The organism is Asticcacaulis sp. (assembly GCF_047605585.1).
GTDB lineage: Bacteria > Pseudomonadota > Alphaproteobacteria > Caulobacterales > Caulobacteraceae > Asticcacaulis.
Genome location: NZ_JASGFK010000001.1, coordinates 16,298 through 35,674, shown reverse-complemented (window position 1 = coordinate 35,674; position 19,377 = coordinate 16,298). Strand labels below are relative to the sequence as shown.

At 61.1% G+C, this 19,377-nt stretch carries 21 protein-coding genes; 8 read left to right on the top strand and 13 right to left on the bottom strand.

Annotated features, from left to right (window positions below; genetic code table 11):
- Positions 1–30 precede the first annotated feature (30 nt).
- Together QM647_RS00210 and QM647_RS00205 are read right to left on the bottom strand one after the other, a co-directional pair.
- Positions 31–2,331 carry a GH92 family glycosyl hydrolase gene (locus QM647_RS00210; RefSeq protein ID WP_414993454.1) on the bottom strand — a complete coding sequence of 767 codons (2,301 nt, stop codon included), beginning with the start codon at positions 2,329–2,331 and terminating at the stop codon, positions 31–33.
- A gap of 80 nt (positions 2,332–2,411) precedes the next feature.
- Entirely contained in the window at positions 2,412–3,566 is a 1,155-nt protein-coding gene (locus QM647_RS00205) for an NAD(P)/FAD-dependent oxidoreductase (protein WP_414993453.1), read from the bottom strand.
- Between the two features lie 169 nt (positions 3,567–3,735).
- Between QM647_RS00205 and QM647_RS00200 the strand changes: the two genes are divergently transcribed.
- The 4 genes from QM647_RS00200 (at position 3,736) to QM647_RS00185 (ending at position 5,442) form a co-directional block, all read left to right on the top strand.
- Positions 3,736–3,864 carry an entericidin gene (locus QM647_RS00200; protein WP_414993452.1) on the top strand — a complete coding sequence of 43 codons (129 nt, stop codon included), beginning with the start codon at positions 3,736–3,738 and terminating at the stop codon, positions 3,862–3,864.
- A gap of 149 nt (positions 3,865–4,013) precedes the next feature.
- Positions 4,014–4,139, top strand: a complete 126-nt coding sequence (locus tag QM647_RS00195) for an entericidin (RefSeq protein ID WP_414993451.1) — start codon at positions 4,014–4,016, stop codon at positions 4,137–4,139.
- Between the two features lie 67 nt (positions 4,140–4,206).
- Complete coding sequence (locus QM647_RS00190; RefSeq protein WP_414993450.1) at positions 4,207–4,737, top strand: DUF1287 domain-containing protein; 531 nt, start codon at positions 4,207–4,209, stop codon at positions 4,735–4,737.
- Positions 4,738–4,782: 45 nt separating this feature from the next.
- Positions 4,783–5,442, top strand: coding sequence for a hypothetical protein (locus QM647_RS00185; protein ID WP_414993449.1), 660 nt, complete (start codon positions 4,783–4,785; stop codon positions 5,440–5,442).
- On the opposite strand, the gene QM647_RS00180 is transcribed toward QM647_RS00185, so the two are convergent.
- The 3 genes from QM647_RS00180 to QM647_RS00170 all read right to left on the bottom strand — a co-directional run bounded on the left by QM647_RS00180 (position 5,404) and on the right by QM647_RS00170 (position 9,423).
- A complete protein-coding gene (locus QM647_RS00180) occupies positions 5,404–6,420 on the bottom strand; it encodes an adenosine deaminase (protein ID WP_414993448.1) in 1,017 nt (338 codons plus the stop codon). The genes QM647_RS00185 and QM647_RS00180 overlap by 39 nt on opposite strands.
- A gap of 54 nt (positions 6,421–6,474) precedes the next feature.
- A complete protein-coding gene (locus tag QM647_RS00175) occupies positions 6,475–7,770 on the bottom strand; it encodes a sugar porter family MFS transporter (protein ID WP_414993447.1) in 1,296 nt (431 codons plus the stop codon).
- Between the two features lie 63 nt (positions 7,771–7,833).
- Positions 7,834–9,423, bottom strand: coding sequence for an MFS transporter (locus QM647_RS00170; RefSeq protein WP_414993446.1), 1,590 nt, complete (start codon positions 9,421–9,423; stop codon positions 7,834–7,836).
- A 185-nt stretch (positions 9,424–9,608) separates the two neighbouring features.
- On the opposite strand from QM647_RS00170, the gene QM647_RS00165 reads away from it, so the two are divergent.
- On the top strand, positions 9,609–10,364 hold the full coding sequence (locus QM647_RS00165) for a metallophosphoesterase family protein (RefSeq protein WP_414993445.1): 756 nt from the start codon (positions 9,609–9,611) through the stop codon (positions 10,362–10,364).
- 39 nt (positions 10,365–10,403) lie between these two features.
- Here QM647_RS00165 and QM647_RS00160 read toward each other — a convergent pair whose 3' ends face one another.
- Positions 10,404–11,123, bottom strand: a complete 720-nt coding sequence (locus tag QM647_RS00160; RefSeq protein ID WP_414993444.1) for an SDR family NAD(P)-dependent oxidoreductase — start codon at positions 11,121–11,123, stop codon at positions 10,404–10,406.
- A 195-nt stretch (positions 11,124–11,318) separates the two neighbouring features.
- On the opposite strand from QM647_RS00160, the gene QM647_RS00155 reads away from it, so the two are divergent.
- From QM647_RS00155 to QM647_RS00145, 3 genes are all read left to right on the top strand, one after another.
- The gene (locus QM647_RS00155) at positions 11,319–11,882 is read left to right on the top strand and encodes a TetR/AcrR family transcriptional regulator (RefSeq protein ID WP_414993443.1); all 564 of its coding nucleotides are present in this window, start codon (positions 11,319–11,321) and stop codon (positions 11,880–11,882) included.
- Between the two features lie 24 nt (positions 11,883–11,906).
- Complete coding sequence (locus QM647_RS00150; RefSeq protein ID WP_414993442.1) at positions 11,907–12,623, top strand: YoaK family protein; 717 nt, start codon at positions 11,907–11,909, stop codon at positions 12,621–12,623.
- Between the two features lie 96 nt (positions 12,624–12,719).
- Positions 12,720–14,510 (top strand): chloride channel protein, encoded by a 1,791-nt coding sequence (locus tag QM647_RS00145; RefSeq protein ID WP_414993441.1) that lies wholly within the window; start codon positions 12,720–12,722, stop codon positions 14,508–14,510.
- On the opposite strand, the gene QM647_RS00140 is transcribed toward QM647_RS00145, so the two are convergent.
- The 7 genes from QM647_RS00140 to QM647_RS00110 form a co-directional block, all read right to left on the bottom strand.
- Positions 14,511–15,143 (bottom strand): SOS response-associated peptidase, encoded by a 633-nt coding sequence (locus QM647_RS00140; RefSeq protein WP_414993440.1) that lies wholly within the window; start codon positions 15,141–15,143, stop codon positions 14,511–14,513.
- 87 nt (positions 15,144–15,230) lie between these two features.
- Positions 15,231–15,482, bottom strand: a complete 252-nt coding sequence (locus tag QM647_RS00135; RefSeq protein WP_414993439.1) for a hypothetical protein — start codon at positions 15,480–15,482, stop codon at positions 15,231–15,233.
- Between the two features lie 107 nt (positions 15,483–15,589).
- Complete coding sequence (locus QM647_RS00130) at positions 15,590–16,336, bottom strand: helix-turn-helix transcriptional regulator (RefSeq protein WP_414993438.1); 747 nt, start codon at positions 16,334–16,336, stop codon at positions 15,590–15,592.
- Between the two features lie 71 nt (positions 16,337–16,407).
- Positions 16,408–17,139, bottom strand: a complete 732-nt coding sequence (locus QM647_RS00125) for a LuxR family transcriptional regulator (RefSeq protein ID WP_414993437.1) — start codon at positions 17,137–17,139, stop codon at positions 16,408–16,410.
- 57 nt (positions 17,140–17,196) lie between these two features.
- The gene (locus tag QM647_RS00120; protein ID WP_414993436.1) at positions 17,197–17,775 is read right to left on the bottom strand and encodes a uracil-DNA glycosylase family protein; all 579 of its coding nucleotides are present in this window, start codon (positions 17,773–17,775) and stop codon (positions 17,197–17,199) included.
- A complete protein-coding gene (locus tag QM647_RS00115; protein ID WP_414993435.1) occupies positions 17,772–18,893 on the bottom strand; it encodes a heavy metal-binding domain-containing protein in 1,122 nt (373 codons plus the stop codon). The genes QM647_RS00120 and QM647_RS00115 overlap by 4 nt, the downstream gene beginning before the upstream one ends.
- 91 nt (positions 18,894–18,984) lie before the next feature.
- On the bottom strand, positions 18,985–19,377 hold the full coding sequence (locus QM647_RS00110) for a CBS domain-containing protein (protein WP_414993434.1): 393 nt from the start codon (positions 19,375–19,377) through the stop codon (positions 18,985–18,987).

Below are 19,377 nucleotides of genomic sequence, written 5' to 3'. Positions count from 1 at the left end.
ATTTGCCGGTCTGAAAGCTAGACTGGCCCGTCAGCTGAACTGAAAGGACGGCGGCCGGTCGGTGATATCGCCTCCGAAGGCCGGATTGGGTGTATCGGACATCACGAACACCAGCTCACCGCCCTGCATCAGGTCGGCATGGCTTATCCAAGACTTCAGGCTGGCGCGGCCGTTCCAGGTCACATGGTCGATATAGGGCTTTGTCTCCGTCCCCTCGGCGCGGATGGTAAGGGTGCGACCTTGCGGCAGGTGGATGCGCGCCTGCGGGAAGAGGGGCGAGCCGAAAACATAGATCGCGCCGACCGGATCGACCGGATAGAAACCGAGCGCCGAGAGGATATACCAGGCGCTCATCTGGCCGCAGTCCTCATTGCCCGCCATGCCGTCATGGGCGGCGCGATACTGGGTCTTGAGGATGTCGCGGATACGGGCCTGGGTTTTCCAATGGGCGCCGCAATAGGCATAGAGATAGGCGATATGGTGGCTGGGTTCGTTGCCATGGACATATTGCCCGATCATACCCGTCATATCGGGCGGCGCATCGGGCGGCAGGTCGGACGGCGCATTGAACAGGGCGTCGAGCTTGGCTTCGAAGCGCGCGTCGCCGCCAAACAGGCCGATATGGCCATAGAGGTCGTGCTGGTTCAGGAAGGTAGCCTGCCAGCTGTTGCTTTCGGTGTAGTCCCACCAGCGCTTGGAATCGTGGCCCATGCTGCGCGGATCGAAGGGCAGGGCCCACTGGCCATTGATCAGACGCGGGCGGCAAAACTGCGTCTTCGCATCGAACACGTTGCGGTAGTTGCGTGAGCGTTCGCGCAGGATGGCGGCGTTCATATAGTCGCCGGCGGCCTGGGCGATATGCGACATGGCCCAGTCGTCATAGGCATATTCCAGCGTCTTGGAGACGGACTCGCCTTCCAGGTCGCAGGGGATGTAGCCGAAGCCGCGATAGGCGTTCAGGCCGGGCGTATTGCGGGAAAAGGCCAGCTGACGATAAAGCGCCCAGGCGCGTTTGGCATCGACCGGCAGGCCCTTGTGAACCGCCTCGCCGATGACCACGGCCGAATGCCAGCCGATCATGCAGAAGGTCTCGATCCCCTGCAGCGGCCAGATCACCGGGCCCGAAGGACTTTGTTCGCCCTGTTCGATCAGGTTCTGCGCGAAGGCAGCGGCGCGATCCGGCGCGATGAGGGTGAGGAGCGGATGCAGGGCGCGGTAGGTGTCCCACAGGCTGTAGGTGCTGTAATTGGTCTTGCCCGGCTCCAGCTGGTGGATCTGCTTGTCCATGCCGCGATAGCGCCCGTCGGCGTCGCAGAACAGGGTCGGGGCCAGTTGCGCATGATAGAGGGCGGTGTAGAAGGTGGCGCGCTGGCCGTTATCGGTCGTGGTGATCTCTATGGGCGAGAGGTGCGTATCCCACTGTGCCGCCGCCTGGCTCGACATGGCCTCGAAATCGAAGCCGAGTCCGTCCTCCTCCAGGTTTTTCAGCGCTCCGGCGATATCGACCGCCGACAGCCCCACCTTGGCCAGCAGCGGTCCCTTCAGCCCCTGTCCGAAGTGCAGGGCCACCTTCAGGGACTGGCCTTCATAGGTGGTGGCGCCGGTAATCTCGGTGTCATCCTTGTAGAAGGTCATCGAGTCGGCCGGCTGGGAAAGTTTCATGGCGAAGTGGATGTAGCGGCCCTGCGCCCACTGCCGGACCTGACGCGCGCCGACCAGTATCTGCTGGTCACGCAGTTCGATCGACGAGGCGATGATCCGCGTCGGCGTGCCGTTGTAACTGCGGAAACCGTGCGCCCAGTCGATCAGCAGGTGGGCATCCTGGCCTGCCGGAAAGGTATAACGGTGCAGGCCGGCGCGCGCCGAGGCGGTCAGTTCGGCGCGGATGCCGGTTTCAGGCAGGACGAGGCTGTAATAGCCGGGGCGCGACTGTTCCTGATCATGGCTCATCCGCGTGCGGTAGCTGCCTTCCGGATCGGCCAGGGTGCCAGGCTTGATACGTACCTCTCCGATGGCGGGTACGACCAGCAGGTCGAGCATGTCCGAGGCGCCGGTGCCGGAGAGGTGGGTATGCGAGAAGCCGAGCAGGGTCTTGTCGTCGTAATAATAGCCCGAACAGGCGTCCCAGCGGGCATTATCGGTATCGGGCGACAACTGGATCATGCCGAAGGGCACGCTGGCGCCGGGATAGACATGGCCATGGCCACCCGTGCCGATCATCGGATCGACATACTGGCTGAAACCGCCGGTTTGCGCGAAGGCCAGGCGCGGCAGGCCCGCAGACAGACCGGTAGCCGCGACCGAGGCCAGTAATGAGCGACGCGACAGCATAGATCCCCCCGAAAACTGAGGCTGTAAGTTTCGACGGACACGAAACAATGTCAAGCGCCCGTGCGTCGGTGGAGAGACTCTTACCGGCCTGATATCGCCTGCGCGGCCGCGACCGCCGTCGAAAAACAGCCCTGCAGCAGATAACCGCCGGTCGGGGCTTCCCAGTCAAGCATCTCGCCGATGGCATAGACTCCCGGCAGGGCCTTCAGTTCGAAATCCGACGTCAGGGCATCGAAGCGAATGCCGCCGGCGGAGGAAATGGCGCGGTCCAGTCCTTGCGCACCGCTCAGACGCACGGTCACGGTCTTGAAGTCGGCGCCCGGCTTTTCATGCACCAGAGCAATGGCGGCCGGCGACAGGTTGAGCGCCTTGCGCAGGCGGTTGCTCAAGGAATCCTTAGGCGAAGCGCGTTTCAGCTTGTTGATCGCCTGATCGGACGAGAGGTCCGGCCGCAGGTCGATGACCAGATCGGCGTGGCCATCCTTGCTTATGGCGTCACGCAGGGCTGCGCTGATGGCATAGATGGCGCCGCCTTCGAGGCCGGCGCGAGTCAGCATCAGTTCGCCTTTCACCTCACGGCCGGCAAATTTGACGGCAATATTCTTCAGTGGCTCACCGGCGAATTTATCGGCGAAATGCGCGCTCCATACGGTCTGGAATCCGACATTGGCTGGCTGGAAAGGCGCGATCTCAACCCCCTTGTCCGCCAGAATATCCGCCCAGCTGCCATCGCCGCCGAGCTTTGGCCAGCTGGCGCCGCCAAGCGCCAGGATCGTCGCAGCGGGTTTTACGTATACATCGTCATTGAACTGTAGGGCGCCTGTTTGCCATCCGCGCCACTCATGCCGGGTGTGCAGAACCACGCCCTGCGCCTCCAGCCGTTTCAGCCAGGCACGCAGCAAGGGTGAGGCTTTCATGGCCTTCGGAAATACCCGCCCTGAGGTGCCCACAAAGGTCTCGGCGCCCAGCCCATCGGCCCAGGTCCGCAGGTCTTTCGGCGTAAAGGCTTCCAGAGCCGCCTTCAGCAGGGGCGCGCGTTTGCCGTAGCGGGTGGCGAAGCGATCGAACGGTTCGGAATGCGTCAGGTTCAGGCCGCCGCGCCCGGCCATCAGGAACTTGCGCGCCACGCTCGGCATACGGTCGTAAATCTCGACGCGCTTTCCGGCGGCGCTTAAGATTTCGGCAGCCATAAGCCCTGCGGGGCCGGCGCCGATAATGACAATCGGATCTTTCATACGCGCGCTCATACGCTGTTACGGCGCGAGGCGCCACGGTTACCCGATGCCGCCATGATTTTATCCATAACCCGCACTCATTGAATCCTTATGCGCAAAACTCAATTCTGATCCTGCGTGGCGTCTGAGGCCACTCAATATGAGCCAAAACCTGAGAAGGACACCTGACATGAAGCGCATCGCATTGTTTACCGTTATTGCCGTTCTGCCGATCCTGGCTGCCTGCCATACCATTCAGGGCGCTGGCAAGGACGTGACGGCTGTCGGCAAGGGCATGGAAAGCGCCGCCAGCAACTGATCGCCGCAAGACATGTTAAAAAAGGCTCGTGACGCTGGCGTTGCGGGCCTTTTGCCTGTTTGCGAGGGGCTTGCAGACGGACATATTTCCCGTAAATTTGCCGCAATTGCGAGTCAGGCTCGCAAGCTATTCAATCTGAGGATTCCATCATGAAACGTCTCGTTCTGGTCGCCGTTATCGCCCTGCTGCCCGTGCTGTCTGCCTGTCACACCATCCAGGGTGTCGGCAAGGATATCACCGCCGTCGGCAAGGGCATGGAAGACGCGACGCACTGATCATGGACCGCCGGGCTTTTCTGGCTGGCCTGCCTTTAGTGGGCCTGGGCGGTTGCCGGCCCAGCGAATGAGCTTGGCGGGAAAGGCGGCGGAGCTGTTGGCGGCGGCGCACGCCCAGACACGGCATTTCGTGCATTATGACGCCAAATATGCCGTTCTGCCCTATCCGGGCGGCGATGTGCCGCCGGATAGGGGCGTGTGCGCCGATGTGGTCATTCGCGCCTATCGCGGCATCGGTATCGATCTGCAGAAGCTGGTGCATGAAGACATGACCGCCAATTTCCATCTCTATCCCGATCTATGGGGATTGAAGGCGCCCGATCCGAATATCGATCATCGCCGCGTGCCCAATCTGCGGGTGTTTTTCAGCCGCTTTGGCAAGAGCCTGCCGATCACGCATAATCCCGCCGATTACCGGCCCGGCGACATCCTGACGACCCGGCCGATCACGCGACCCCATATCGCCATTGTCAGCGACGTGCGCGCCTGGTTCGGCAGCGGCAACCTGATGGTGATCCAGAACAAGGGGTTCGGCACCCGTCAGGATAACGAGCTTCTGAGCTATGAAATCACCGGTCATTACCGTTATGGTGTTTGAAAGCCTTAGCGCCTATACTGGCCCGGTATTTCCAGGCACGGTTTCATGACCCTCAGGCGTTTTATCCTCTGGCTGGGTGAAAGACTGGTCGAGTGGCAGTTGGCGATTGCCCTGCTGCTGGCGGTGAAATTTCTGTTGCCCGTCTCTTCGGCAAGCTATGTCGATATCCACGCCTTTGGTGCTGGTATGCGCGAGACCCTGGACAATAGTCTCGCCGATGCCGCCTTTATGACGCAGAACTTCATGAATGGCGACTGGGGGCTTTACTGGGCCAATGCCTGGCGGGCCTCGGCCTTTGTGATCGGGCTGCACCTCTATCTGCAGGGGCTCTATTTGTTTACCTCCCTGCTGGCGCGGCGGATCGCGCCCGCATATCCGGTGCGCGGCGGTCTGATCGCCTGGCTGGTCAGTTTTGTGGTGTTGTGCGGGCTCTATCATCAAAACCGCGATCCGGGCAGTCTGCGCCTGGCGCTCTGCCTGCTGGCCGGCGGGGGCCTGGTTGTGACCTTAAGCGCGGCTTTAGGCACGTTGTTCACGACGCCGGCGAAAGCGGTACCGCGCCGGCGTCATTCCCCGCTGCCGCGCGGGCCGGTCTTTGAGGAGGCGCCAGCGGAGCCGCCGGCCGAACTTCCTGTCGATTTGCCGGCGGTGGCGGAAGCCACGCCTTCAGTCTTCCGCCGCGAACGCCTCTATTTCAGCGATTAGACTGGCCTTACGGTCATCGGGTAGGAAGGCGCCATTGATCGAATTGCGCGCCAGGGTCAGGCAATCCGCGCGGTCGATCAGGCCGCGGCGGGTCAGGCTGAGGAAGTTGTCGTTCACATAGCCGCCAAAATAGGCCGGGTCGTCGGAATTGATCGTGGCGCGCAGGCCTTTTTGCAGCATGTCGGGGATCGGATGGTCAGTGAGGTCCTTGACCACGCAGAGTTTGTGATTGGAAAGCGGACAGACCGTCAGGGTCAGGCCTTCGCGGACGATATGGCTGACCAGCACCGGGTCTTCCAGCGAACGGTTGCCATGGTCGATGCGGTCGATATGCAGCACGTCCAGCGCCTCATAGACATAGGCCGGCGGGCCTTCCTCGCCGGCATGGGCGCAGAGCTTCAACCCTAGTTTCTTCGCCTTGGCAAAGACATTGGTGAATTTCGACGGCGGATGGCCGACTTCGGAGGAATCGAGCCCGACGCCGATGATCTTATCGCGGTATGGCATGGCCATGGCCAGGCTTTCGAACGCCGCTTCTTCGGACAGATGGCGCAGGAAGCTGTGGATCAGCGAAACCGACAGCCCCAGCGCCTCGGCGTCCTTTGCCGCGCGGCTCAGGCCCTCGATAACATAGGCATAGGGAACGCCGCGATCCGTATGGGTCTGCGGATCGAAGAATATCTCGGCGTGGCGGACATTATCGGCGGCCGCCCTCTGGAAATAGGCCATGGCGAGATCGTAGAAGTCTTGCTCGGTGCGCAGGACATTGGCGCCCTGATAATAGATATCGAGGAAGTCCTGCAGGTTGGAGAAATCATAGGCGGCACGAAGAGCTTCGACCGATGGGTAGGGCAGGTCGATGCCGTTACGCCTGGCCAGCGCGAACATCAGCTCCGGCTCCAGAGACCCCTCGATATGCAGGTGCAGTTCGGCTTTTGGCAGACCGGCGACAAAGGCATCGAGAGAGGTATCAGACATAACGGCTCCTTGAGTTGCCGCATTGTCGAGCCAAAGCGCCGGACTGGCAAGCCGTCAGAGCGCCTTTTCCATATCCTCCAACTCGACCCCTTTGGTTTCGGGGAAGAATTTCGACACCACGATGAACTGGATCAGGGTCACGGCCGCGAAGACCGCGAAAGGCAAGGCTTTGGTATGGGCAGCGACCAGCGGGAAGACGGCCGAGATGATGGCGTTGACGATCCAGTGAGTAGCGCTGCCGAGAGATTGGCCGCGCGCCCGCACCGGAGTCGGGAAGATTTCCGCCAGATAGACCCAGATCACCGCGCCTTGCGAGGCCGCGAATGAGACGATGAACAGGATCAGCAGGGCGAGCAGGAAGCCCTGTCCCTGGCCGGTGGCCATGATGACTGTTACGCCAGCAAGGGCGATGACCATGCCGATGGCCCCCAGGGTCAGCAGCTTCTTGCGGCCGAAGCGATCGATCAGCGCCATGCCGAGCAGGGTGGCGGCAAGATTAGCGCCGCCCACGGCCACGCTTTGCAGGTCGGCCGAAACCGCGCTGAACCCGGCGGCGGCAAAGATATCGTTGAGATAATAGAGGATGGCATTTATGCCGGTGAACTGGTTGAACAGGGCCAGCAGCAGGGCGAACAGGATCGGCTTTTTGTGTTTAGTCCAGCTCAGTTTGCCCTGGCCGACATCCGATTTCTGGAAGTCTGCGATGGTGGCGGCCGGATCGGGAATGCCTAACTGAGTCAGGCTTTTTACGGCCTCATCGATTCGTCCCTTGGCCGCCAACCAGCGTGCGCTCTGGCCGATGGTGAACAGTAGCAGGAAGAAGACAGTCGCGGGCAGAGCGGCCAGGCCGAGTTTCCAGCGCCAGACTGACGCGTCAGCAATCATCTGCCCGACGAGATAGTTGCTCAAATAAGCCAGAAGGATGCCGAAAACGATATTGAACTGGAACAGCCCGACCAGCGCACCGCGTCGCTCAGCCGGCACGATTTCGGAAATATAGACCGGTGCCAACACAGATGAGCCACCGATCGCCAGCCCGACGACAAAGCGCGAAACGACAAACAGTGGCAGAGAAGGCGATAGCGCACAGCCCAGCGAGGCGAGGATATACATCAGGCCGATGACCCGCAGCGCATCGCGTCCGCCAATGGCGTCGCCCAGCCGGCCCATGAAAAGGGCGCCGAAGAAGGTGCCCCACAGCGCGACCGAAACCGCGAGGCCCAGGCCCTGGTCATCGAGCTGGTAGACATCGCGCAGGGCGTGGGTGACACCGGAAATCACGGCGGTATCGAAGCCGAACAGAAGCCCAGCCAAACTGGCGATCACGACCGCCTTCATATTGAGACGCATATCTCTCCCCAAATGTAATTCTTATTTTGAATTACGTTAATACAAGCCGGGGAGTCGCGCCACCTACTTTTGCGAGCGCTCCAGTTGCCTCAGGTCGAGACCGCGCGTTTCGGTGCCGTACTTGATAAACAGGCCGAGCGTCGCCACGATCGGCACGATGATCATGCCGGCGGCGATGCCCAGCGGCGGCACCAGGGCGGTGATGCTGAGCGTCTGGGCCAGCACCCCTCCGCCCTTGGTGCAGGCGGCGATCCAGCCGGTGGCGCGGCCGCGGATCTTCAGCGGATAGCTTTCCGAGGCATAGGGCAGGAGGATGGCCAGGATGCCGTTGGAGCCGATGATCAGCAAGGCGATCGGCAGGACCGGGCTGCCGCCCTTACCGGTTTCCAGCAGCAGCACCCAGATCAGTCCGGCAAGCGTAATGGTGACCATGGTAGTGAAAGCCCATTTGGTGCTCCACTGGCTGTAGATCCAGGTACATAGAAATACGGTCGGGAAGGCGATCAGCGACGATTCCGCGAGCAGCTTCGACGATACCGCCATGGAATAGCCCTTGGCCACCAGGTCATTGGGCAGCCATAGCAAGAGGCCGAAATTGATCAGGCCCCAGGCCAGCGCCGCGATGGTCAGGGCCGCCGTCTTGCCGATCAGGCCGGGCGTCCACAGTTTCGGTTCGCTGCCATCGTGCTTGGCGTGATGATGCGCGAAGGTATCGTCGGTGTCTTCCTCATTGGTGGCCAGCCTGTGGCTGACCGTGCCGAAGCGCGCCATGATCTTGTGGGCTTCGGCATCGCGACCGCGCGACAGCAGGAATTTCGCGGATTCGGGAATAAGCCCTCCCATCAGGATCAGTATCAGGCCGGTCGGCAGGTTGATCAGCCAAAGGATGCGCCAGGAAAAGGTTGGGACCAGCAGCCAGGAAAAGCCTGATGCCGCGAAATAGCCGCCAACCGCGCCGAGCCCGCCGACCAGCACCAATGCCCAGCCGCGATGGCGTGAGGGCATGGTTTCGGCCAGCAGGGCGTAAGTCACGGGCAGCATGCCGCCAGCGCCGGCGCCCATCAGGAAGCACATGATCTCGTTCCACAGCAGCGACGGCATGGCGCCGCAAATGGAGGTGCCGACAAAGACCACGGCAGACAGCAGGATCGACGCCTTGCGACCGTAGATATCGGCGATGATGCCCCAAAGGATGGAGCCAGTGACCGTGCCGATCAGGGCGAAGAAGGGTACGCCCGAGGCCTGAGCCTTGGTGACGCCGTATTCCTTGATCAGGCCGGGCATGACGAAGCCGAGCGAGGCGGGTTTCATGACGTCGATGATCAGGGCCACGACCAGTACCAGCATCAGCAGGGCATGCGCCGGGCCTAACCTGGCGTCTTCCGGGGCGGCCACGGCGATACGGGCGGCGGACCTGACCTGCGCATCGACGCCCTTCGGCAGCAGGCCATAGGCAGCGATGGCGATGCCGGCGATGATCAGGAACATGCCGAAGATCATGCCGGGGTCCATCGGCATGCCGGCCAGGGCAAAGCCCATGTCCTTGCCCATCCAGAACATCGGCAGGTGCAGCAATACGCCGGCGGTCACGCATATGCAGCCCAGTCCGAAAGCCCAGACTCCGCGCCTGTCGAGAAATACCTTTGTGTCCATTTGCCTCGCCCCGGATTGTTTCCCTCTAGGCATACGCGCAATTTTTAAAAAATAAAGCTTTGAATTCAGGAACTTGGTTTGGTTGTGGTGTTATATGCACGCAGCAACGTTGCTACTTTTGAGCATTTCCCAGGCGCCCGAAACTCTGCTTTGAAAATGACGCTGGCACGGCCTATATACCAGACATGACCTCCCGCATCGCACAACTGACCTACGCCATCGGCGATATCCATGGCTATGACGACCTGTTCGAGCGGATGATCGACCGAATCCAGGTCGATGCGAAACTATTGGGTGAGCGTCCGCGTATTGTGCTTCTGGGCGATTATGTCGATCGCGGACCGGCGTCGCGGCAGGTGCTGGAGCGGGTGCGCCGGTTGCAGCATGCGCCCTGGTGCGATGTGGTGGCGCTGATGGGCAATCACGAAGAGGCCCTGCTGCGCTTCCTGGATGAACCGGAATTCGGCGACACGTGGCGCGACTGGGGCGGTGCGGCGACCCTCGATTCCTACGGCGTGGCCATGCCCTATATGGCACGGTCGGCGGAAATCTGGGAAGAGGTCAGCCGCCGGTTTGCTGAAAAGGCCGATCCGGCGCATCTGGAGATGCTGCGCGCCATGCCGTCATCCTTCCAGGCGGATGACTATTTGTTTGTCCATGCCGGCGTCGATCCCGATCGCCCCCTGGCGGAGCAGGACGGCGCCACCTTCATGTATATCCGCGGGCGCTTCCTGCGGGCGGATCAATCATGCGAATATGTCGTGGTCCACGGCCATTCGCCGCACAAGGTGCCGGCCAATACGCGCTGGCGGATCGGGATCGATACCGGCGTCTATTATAGCGGAATCCTGACGGCAATGCGGCTGCACGGCGATGCGCGTGACCTGCTCCAGGTCAGCCGAGAGATGGATACGGATCGTCCGTCGCCGGTGTTCTTTTAGACAAAGGAAAGGCCGGGATTGCTCCCGGCCTTTGTTGCTTTAGCCCTCGCCAGCCAGTGCCGTATCGAGTGTCTTGCCATCCGTGGCCCAGAGGTTGCCGATATGCAGCGCCACCGGATCGGGGAAGATGTAGGTCTCGTTGGCGGCGATGCCCTTAACAATCTGCTCGGCGGCGTGTTCCGGCGTGGCCTTGACCATCGGGATATCCTTGGCGAGGTCGGTATCGATCGGGCCGGGATAGATGCCGAGCACCTTGATGCCTGACTCTTTCAGCGTCACGCGCAGGGTCTGGGTCAGGGATTGCAGCGCGGCCTTTGAGGCGGAATAACCGGCCAGGCCCGGCGCCGAGGTCAGGCCTACCACGCTAACCACATTGGCGATAGTGCCGGATTTGCGGGCTTCGAACACCGGCGTAAAGGCGCGGATGACGCGCAGGGTGCCATAATAGTTGGTGTTCATGTCGCCATTGATCAGTTCGATCGGGCTTTCGATAAAGTTGGCGAAGACGGCGGTACCAGCATTATTGAGCAGGATATCGGTATCGCGGGCGGCCTTGACGGCGGCGTCGACCGAGGCCTGGTCGGTGATGTCGAGTTGCAGCGGCACGACGCGGGCATCGCCGAAGTCGGGCAGGGATTCAAGGCGGCGGGCGCCGGCATAGATCTTCTTTACATCGGTCTTGAGCAGTTCGCGGACGGTGGCGGCGCCGATGCCGCGGTTTGCGCCGGAAACGAGGACAACTTGGTTGGAATAGGACATGACGAACTTCCTTTTGAAAAAGCCGTCGGTTCAGGCGGCTGATTGAACCTCGCGCCAAAAAGTGGATTGCCACTTTTTGGATAAACGTGAGGTACCTTAAATATGTAAACCGATCTGTTTACATCGCTATAGGTAAACAGATCGGTTTACATTGTCAAGCGGACATGATAGAAAATTTTTCAAGGAGATTTCGCCATGGCCGACACTGCCACGCCCACCAAGAAACAGGAGATCATCGCCCAGGCCTATGATGCCTTTTATGATGGCGGCTTCCATGCCACCGGCATCGATACGGTCATGGCCAACAGCGGCATTTCCAAGCGCACCCTCTACAAATACTTCCCCAGCAAGGAAGACCTGATCGAGGCGGTGCTGGACCAGTACGGCGAGGATACGGATACCTTTCTCTTCCGGCCGGCCCTGGCGCGTAGCGACGATCCGGGCGAACAGATTCTGGCGCTGTTCGATGTCCGACGAGAGATGATGGAGACGTCTTGCCGGGGGTGCCTCGCCATGAAGGCCGGGCAGGAATATATCGGTAAGCATGAAGGCATCGCCGCGCGCGGACGGGCGGCCTCGACCTATGTCGAAGGCCGGTTTATCGCGCTGTGCGAACAGGCGGGGTGCCGGAATCCGCAGGACACCGGCCGCCAGATCGGGCTGCTGTTCCAGGGCGCGGCCCTGACCGCCCAGATGCAGCAGGACCCGTCGGTATTCGACATCGCCAAAAAGGCGGCGCATATCCTGCTTGCGGCCTGATATTATCTGGTTTTACAAGGGCGAATGACGGTCGATTTCACCCATCTGCTTCTCGGTAAGAAGCCCGAACGCACCTTGCCGGTGGCGGCGCTGCTGATCATGGCGGCCGGGATGCTCGATGCCTTTACCTATGTCGGCTATGACGGCGTCTTCGCCAACGCCATGACGGGTAATATTGTCCTGCTCGTCGTGCGACTGGCGAAGGGCGAAATAGCGGGCAGCCTGCCGTTCGCGGCGCCGATCATTGCCTATATCTGCGGTGTGGCTGTGGCGCAGGTGCTCAAGGAAAAACCGTTGCGCGCCCTGTTGCCGTCACCGGCGCGCTTTTCGCTGGGGCTGGAGATCGCTTTCCTCATTGTGGTGGCCTTCCTGCCGAAAAGCGTGCCCAATATGCTGGTGGTGACGGGGATTGCTTTCGTGGCGGCGCTTCAGGCCACGGCGTTCACCCGCCTGAACGAATTCGCCTATACCTCGGTCACGACCAGCGCCAATCTGCGCCATTTCGCCAGTGCCACCATTGCCTGGCTGGTCTATGGCAAGGGGCGCGAAAGCCGGCGGGAATCGCTGTTTTTCCTGTGCCTGTGTGTCTGTTTCATCGGCGGCGCCTTGCTGGGGGCGATAGCGACCCTGCACTGGGGCCATGCGGCTGTCTGGTTGCCGGTGGGTCTGCTGAGTGCAGCCTTCGCGCTCTGCCTGCCCTGGACGCAGGGGATTCGCGAGATGTTCGTGGAAGACAAGTAAATGCGCATCATATTGATCTGAAAGCACGATTTGTCTTCACAAGGTCATGTTGCCGGCTTAGGGTGAGATCTTGTTCGTAAACCTCCGTCTGGCGCCATGTCACTGCCGAACGCGCACTTGAGTGATTACATTCTGGGAAAGGTCGTCAAGCGACCGGTCCTGCGGGGTGTGGCCCTGATCAAGCGCCATCTGCAAGGCTCGGAGGTGTGGTTCATCGTCCTGGCGTCCGGTGTCGGACTGATCGCTGGCGTCATGGCGGCCTTGCTCGGCCACTTTGCGCACGCGCTTCAGGCGTTGCTGTATGGCTTCTCGCCCGATCTGCGACTTAGTGCCTTGCCGGCCATCCAGCCCTGGCACCTGATCGCCCTGCCGCTCGGCGGTGCCGCACTGGGGTTGGTGCGTTTCATCTTTCCGCGTCGCACCCGCCAGCCGATCGACGTGGTCGAGGCCAATGCGCTCTATGGCGGGCGTATTCCCCTGCGCGACAGCCTGATCGTCTCGTTCCAGACCTTCCTGTCCAATGGCTTCGGCGCCTCGGTCGGGCTGGAAGCGGCCTATGCCCAGCTGGGTGGGGGGATTGCCTCCAAGATTGGCCAGTGGCTCGATCTCAAGCGGGTCTCCTTGCGCACCCTGGTCGGGGCTGGGGCGGGATCGGCGATTGGTGCTGCGTTCGGTGCGCCTCTGGCGGGTGCCTTCTATGCCTTCGAGCTGGTGCTGGGCGGCTATACGGTGGCGGCCCTGGCCCCGGTAGCGGCGGCTTCGCTGATGGCGGTGCTGGCGGCGCAGCTAATGAATATCGAGCCCTTTGTCATTGCCTCGACCGCAGGGCAGTCCATCGAGATCAGCGGCTATCTGCTCTATGCCGTGCTGGGGGTGATGTGCGCCGGTGTCGGCATCGCCATCATCCGGCTGGTGGCGAGTGTCGAGGCGGTAGTGCGCAAGCTGCCGATCGGCGATATCTGGCGGCCGATGATTGGCGGCCTGTTCCTTATGCCCGTGGCCTGGGCGGCGCCGCAGGCCCTGTCATCAGGGCACGGCGCCATGCATCTCTATATGGCGCAGCAGGCAGCGGTGGTGACCCTGCTGGGCGTCTTCGCCCTGAAACTGTGTGCCTCGGTCATTTCCCTGGCCTTCGGTTTTCGCGGCGGTCTGTTCTTCGCCTCCCTGTTCCTGGGATCGCTGCTCGGCGCGGCCTTCGCTCAGATTGTCAACCAGATCTATCCCGCCGCCGATCTTGATATCCTCAACGCCTCGCTGGTCGGCATGGCGGCGCTGGCCGTGGCCGTGGTCGGTGGGCCGATGACCATGTCACTGATGGTGCTGGAGGTGACGCACGACTTCAACCTGACGGCGGCGGTGGTGACGGCGGCGCTTTGTTCGAGCGCCATTATCCGCGAGCGTTTTGGCTATTCTTTCTCGACCTGGCGCCTGCACCTGCGCGGCGAGACCGTGCGCAATGCCCGCGACATCGGCTGGGTAAAGGCCCTGACGGCCCAGACCCTGATGCGCAAGAACCATACAACCCTGCCGGACGATACCAGCGTGGCGGCCATGCGCGAACAGGTGCCGCTGGGCTCGACCTCGCGCGTCCTGCTGGTCGACGGCGTGGGTGATTATCGCGGCATTGTCCTGACCGCCGAGGTGTGGATCGAGACCCAGGAAACCCTGACGCCGTTACGCGAACTGGCGCGCCAGACCGAGGTCTATGTGCGGCCGGATATGGACATTTCGGCCATCATGCGTGTCTTCGAGCATTTCGGCGTCGATGACCTGGCCGTGGTGGATGAGAACCACAAGCTGTTGGGCCTGCTGACGGAAAAATACGTCAACCGCCGTTATGTCGAGGAACTGGAGCGTTCCCAGCGCGAATTCTTCGGAGAGATGTGATCAGAACAGCATCCCCTGAACAGGGGTTGCGGGCGTTTCCGCCAAGAGCCTGAGCGGTATGTGCGCCGCCAGATCGACCGGTCTGCGCCGTAGCCAGTTATCCCACTGTTCCGGAGCGAGGATAACCGGTTCGCGGTCGTGGATGGGCGCCATATCGTGGCCGGCTTCGTGTGTCAGCAGACTGAAGCTCCAGATTTCCCCTTCGGCCAGGCTGGCGCAGTCCCACAGGCCGGCAAAGGCCAGCGGCTGGTTATCGGCGCGGGTAATGCGCCATTTGCGGCGCGTATTCCGTTCGCCTGACCATTCGTAAAAGCAATCGGCCGGTACGAGCGCATGGCGATATTTCCACGCGCCCTGGAACACACGCTTTTCCGCCACCGTATCCAGCCGGGCATTGAAGGTGGTGGCCTTCCAGTCTTTCAGCGAACCGGAATACCAGTGAGGGATCAAGCCGAAACGCGCCGGAATGATTTCCAGCCTTCCGCTTTCAGGACTTTCAATCACGATGGGCGCGCCGCCCGTAGGCACTACTTTTGAGGGATGCCCGAACTCCATCTGATCCGGCGCGTCCGGCAGGTGCAGCGTGTTTTTCAGGAAATTAAGATAGAGGGCGGCCTCAAATTGTCCGCACATAGGTTTGCCTCCCAATGTGCGGACAATTCTGGCCCCCCGCGCCCCCCGGTGCAAGCCCCGATTCGGAGCGGTGCCTCATTAATGGCGTTAATTCATATAGGTCTTCGGTGGCAGGAAATGCCGGCGCAGTTGCGTATTCAGCTCGGCGTGTTTTGAATCGCAATAGCGGGTGATGAAGGCTTCGAAGACATAGCCCAGGCCGTCCACCAGTTCCTGATCGCCGGTTTTCAGCGCAAGGCCTTTCAGCGCGTCGAGCCGCTCCAGGATTTCCATGCAGGTCTGGTCATAGGTGGATAGTTCGCGCGGCCGTTCCGTTTCCGCTCTGATCCTGGTCGCCATGACACTCTCCAAACGCCACCTGCACTTGGTCAGCCAATCATATCACCTCATTGCGCGCCATCACGAAAATTCGTGAGGAAAACGCGGTTCCTGCAAAATTTTGCAAATCAGGGGTGGATAATGCCTTCGGCAATGGCCTTGACCACGGCGGTAACGCGGCTGTGCGTCTCCAGCTTGGCAAAGACATGGCGCATGTGGGTATCGACCGTATTGCGGCTGATGCCCAGTATGGTCGCGATTTCCGCGTCCGTCTTGCCTGCGGCCACCCAGCTCAGAATCTCGGCTTCCTTCGGCGTGATCCCCGCCGGCGGCGTGCAAGGCGAAGCCGGCCGGGCATTCAGACGTTTATAGCTCAGATAGAATTGGGCGGTCAGCGCGCCGATCATGTCAAGATCAGCATGTGTGGCGTCATGTTTTTCAGACGCGGCCAGGCCCAGGCTGGCCATCAGGCCGTTGCGGCCCCATATGGGGGTTGAGACCCCGTGGTTCAGACCGCCTTCGCGCGCTACATTATATAACCGGGTCTGGAGGGGGCGGTAATTGGAGTGCGCCTCATGGGCTTCCCAATCCAGGCTGCCCGTCTGCATGCGCAGGGCCTGCATGACCGGATCATAGGAATCGCAGTTGTTTTCCTTGTAATAGCCGCGCAGCTCTTCCGGGAAGTTGTGCAACACGCCCCGGCCATGTACGCGTTGCGGCAGGTCGGGATCGTCGATCACCCACAGGCTGATACGATCATAACCCTGCTGGGCCACGGCTTTTTTCAGCAGGCGAAACAGGTCCTCATCGGCGCGCGCCTGGCGGGTGTCGGTCACAAAGTCTTCGAACTGGTAATGCAGGTCACGGTCAAACATGGCGGACATCTCGGAAAGCAGACCGTTTTTAACATGGACTTGCGAACGGGTCGCGTAAATTCGGTATGGCGTTACGGAGAGATATGGCCATGTGTCAATCCGGTCACCACGGCGGTCACGCGATTGGTGGCGTCCAGCTTGCGGAAGATATGGCGCATGTGGGTATCGACCGTATTGCGGCTGATGCCGAGAATGGCACCGACCTCGTCATCCGTCTTGCCGGCAGCCACCCAGGTGAGTACCTCGCGTTCCTTGGCGGAGAGCAAGACGGCGGGCGGCGGCGGCGCATGAAGCCGTCGATAGGAGAGGTAGAATTGCGTACATAGGGCGTTGATCAGCCCGAGATGGGCTTCCGCGCTGTCATGGGCGAGGGTTGAGGCAAGGCCCAGGCCGCCAATGGCCCGCAGAGCCCGCATCGGTACGCCGATCCCGCTGTTCAGGCCGGCATCGATCGCCTCGTTCATTAAGCGTGACTGGGCGGGACTGTAGCTGGAGGTGGCTTCGAGGTTCGCCCAGGTAAAGGCCGAGCTATGCGTCACGGCGGCATGCAGCACCGGGTCCAGGCGGGCATAACCTTTTTCCAGATACGTCTTCTGCCAGTCTTCCGGATAGAGGTTAAAGATATTGGGGCGGTGATGATCGGCCGGCAGGCTGGGATCATAGGCCACCGAGAAGATTAGCCGGTCATAGCCATATTGCCCGACGCATCGCTTTAGATGCGCAAACAAGACTTCGGCGGTTCCAGCGGCCTGGCTGTCCCTGATAAAATCCTCGAAGAGATAACGCTGCGTACGGTCGAACATGGAGGTGGTCTTTGTGCGGGCACTTCTTACCACGAAGCCCGGCAATTGTCGCGAGAATTATGTCAGCGCTGTCATGATTGCGGTTTTAAGGTGCGGTATGACCTCGGCTTCGAACCAGGGATTGCGCTTCAACCATATCCGGTTGCGCGGTGAGGGATGGACAAGGGGCAGGATACCTTCGCCGATGTAATCCCGCCACGCTCGAACGGTTTCAGTCAGATTGGCTTTGCGGCGCTTGCCCAGATAATAGCCTTGAGCATAGGCGCCAATCAAAAGGGTGAAGCGGATATCCGGCAGGGTTGCGCGCAATCGGGCGTGCCACAAAGGCGCGCATTCCGGACGGGGGGGATGGTCGCCGCTTTTGCCTTTGCCGGGATAGCAGAAGCCCATGGGCATAATGGCGGCCTGTGACGGATCGTAGAACTGTTCGCGCGTCACGCCCATCCAGTCACGCAGGCGATCGCCGGAGGCATCGTTGAATGGGATGCCGGTCATATGCACCTTGAGCCCTGGCGCCTGGCCGATGATCAGGATGCGGGCGCGCGGATCGCCAGCCTGCAAAACCGGCCGTGGTCCCAGCGGCAGATATGGGGCACAAAGCGTACAGGCAGTGATATCGTCGAGAAGCGGGATCAAGCCCCCTGATTATCCGCCGGGCGCATCAGCGACATGCCCATATCCGAATCCATCCAGGTGTCCTTGTCATGGACAATGGCTTGAGCGGGCATCATCTGGGTCTGTGTGCCCATGCCGGAGACCTTCTTTACCGCCGTGCCGATGGCCATGAACTCGATCAGGCCCTGGCCGATCTCGATGATATAGGTCTTCACGCCCACCACCTCGGCGGCGCCAATGGAGTCGGCCTCGGCCTTGAGGCGGTCGAGCGCGTGTTCGCGGGCATCGTGCACCAGCGAGGTCAGTTCGCTGATCTCGCCTTTGGCGAAGGCCTTAAGCGCCGAGAAGATGCCGCCCACCAGGCCGAGCGAATAGATCGAGGTCGACATCAGCAGTTTGACTGGCGCATAGCCGAGGCTGGCCATCGACCACAATTCCTCGCCGGTCAGGTCGGAGGTGACGACCTCGCCGCTGCCGAGCGCCGGATGCGACATGGCCGTACCGGTCATGACCATTTCGTGCGTACCCATCCACGGCAGGATGGTGGTGCGGATGCCGAGCACGGCATTGGCACCATCAGCCCGCGCCGCTGAAGTAATGCGCTCCAGCGCCTTGTGGCGGGTCTTGTTAAAGACGTCGGAATATTCGGAGATTTCGCCGCGGCCCAGCTGCTTGAGCGCGCCGATAAAGCCGCCGCCTATGCCCATGGAATAGGCGATATTGCCGAAGACGTGCTGGATCGGCGTATAGCCGGCATCCATGTGGCACCACAGTTCTTGCGCATTGCCGGCGGTGGTGAAGAAGGGGCCGCTGTTTTCCTTGAAAACGCAGGAGCCGACGAACAGGAACTCGGTATTACCTGACAGGCCGCGCAGATCGCCCGAAACGCCGGCCACGCCCGTGGCGCCGTGGGTCTGGGCTTCCTTGGCCATGCGGGCGAAGGCGTGCATGCGGCCATCCTGGATGGCCTGGGTCACCTGCGGGATTTCACCGCCAAGGATATTGTTCAGACCGGCGCCGAGAGACCCCAGAAAGCCCATGGAATTGACGCTGTTGCCTACCACCAGTTCGCCTGAACGATAGCCTTTCAGGGCCATGCAGTAGATTTCATTGCCTGACAGGCCGGTCACCTTCGCCATCACATCGCTCCCTTGCTTTGGTGTGATAAGCGCGTAGGTGTCGGCTTTTCGCCCGAAAAGTCAATGCGGGTTTTCTGACCGTGCTGATAGGCTAGATCTGGGCCACCTGAAGCTCGATTTCCCCGGCCAGCCTTTGCTCATCGGCGCGGGCGATATCGCCCAGGGTGATAATGCCGACCATCCGTTTGTGATCGTTGAGCACGGCTAGGCGGCGGATCTGCTCGCGCTTCATCAGGTCGCCGGCCTCGCGCAGATCATCCTCTTCAAAGCAGTAGATGATGGTTTCCGACATGACCTCGCTGAGCGGTGTATCCGGTCCCATGCCGGCGGCCAGGGCGCGCACCACCAGGTCGCGATCGGTCACCGCCCCCTTCAGTTTGACATGGTCGCCAATGGGCAGATAACCGTAATCGCCGTCGCGCATCATCTGTGCCGCGTCGCGCACCGTTGTCTGCGGCGTGGCGAGGTGGAATTCGGTACTCAT

Bases quoted from the DNA above. Each gene is read 5' to 3' on its own strand.
- QM647_RS00210 (WP_414993454.1), bottom strand. From the start codon at position 2,331: ATGCTGTCGCGTCGCTCATTACTGGCCTCGGTCGCGGCTACCGGTCTG.
- QM647_RS00205 (WP_414993453.1), bottom strand. From the start codon at position 3,566: ATGAAAGATCCGATTGTCATTATCGGCGCCGGCCCCGCAGGGCTTATG.
- QM647_RS00200 (WP_414993452.1), top strand. From the start codon at position 3,736: ATGAAGCGCATCGCATTGTTTACCGTTATTGCCGTTCTGCCGATCCTG.
- QM647_RS00195 (WP_414993451.1), top strand. From the start codon at position 4,014: ATGAAACGTCTCGTTCTGGTCGCCGTTATCGCCCTGCTGCCCGTGCTG.
- QM647_RS00190 (WP_414993450.1), top strand. From the start codon at position 4,207: ATGAGCTTGGCGGGAAAGGCGGCGGAGCTGTTGGCGGCGGCGCACGCC.
- QM647_RS00185 (WP_414993449.1), top strand. From the start codon at position 4,783: ATGACCCTCAGGCGTTTTATCCTCTGGCTGGGTGAAAGACTGGTCGAG.
- QM647_RS00180 (WP_414993448.1), bottom strand. From the start codon at position 6,420: ATGTCTGATACCTCTCTCGATGCCTTTGTCGCCGGTCTGCCAAAAGCC.
- QM647_RS00175 (WP_414993447.1), bottom strand. From the start codon at position 7,770: ATGCGTCTCAATATGAAGGCGGTCGTGATCGCCAGTTTGGCTGGGCTT.
- QM647_RS00170 (WP_414993446.1), bottom strand. From the start codon at position 9,423: ATGGACACAAAGGTATTTCTCGACAGGCGCGGAGTCTGGGCTTTCGGA.
- QM647_RS00165 (WP_414993445.1), top strand. From the start codon at position 9,609: ATGACCTCCCGCATCGCACAACTGACCTACGCCATCGGCGATATCCAT.
- QM647_RS00160 (WP_414993444.1), bottom strand. From the start codon at position 11,123: ATGTCCTATTCCAACCAAGTTGTCCTCGTTTCCGGCGCAAACCGCGGC.
- QM647_RS00155 (WP_414993443.1), top strand. From the start codon at position 11,319: ATGGCCGACACTGCCACGCCCACCAAGAAACAGGAGATCATCGCCCAG.
- QM647_RS00150 (WP_414993442.1), top strand. From the start codon at position 11,907: ATGACGGTCGATTTCACCCATCTGCTTCTCGGTAAGAAGCCCGAACGC.
- QM647_RS00145 (WP_414993441.1), top strand. From the start codon at position 12,720: ATGTCACTGCCGAACGCGCACTTGAGTGATTACATTCTGGGAAAGGTC.
- QM647_RS00140 (WP_414993440.1), bottom strand. From the start codon at position 15,143: ATGTGCGGACAATTTGAGGCCGCCCTCTATCTTAATTTCCTGAAAAAC.
- QM647_RS00135 (WP_414993439.1), bottom strand. From the start codon at position 15,482: ATGGCGACCAGGATCAGAGCGGAAACGGAACGGCCGCGCGAACTATCC.
- QM647_RS00130 (WP_414993438.1), bottom strand. From the start codon at position 16,336: ATGTTTGACCGTGACCTGCATTACCAGTTCGAAGACTTTGTGACCGAC.
- QM647_RS00125 (WP_414993437.1), bottom strand. From the start codon at position 17,139: ATGTTCGACCGTACGCAGCGTTATCTCTTCGAGGATTTTATCAGGGAC.
- QM647_RS00115 (WP_414993435.1), bottom strand. From the start codon at position 18,893: ATGGCGAAGGTGACCGGCCTGTCAGGCAATGAAATCTACTGCATGGCC.
- QM647_RS00110 (WP_414993434.1), bottom strand. From the start codon at position 19,377: ATGAGTACCGAATTCCACCTCGCCACGCCGCAGACAACGGTGCGCGAC.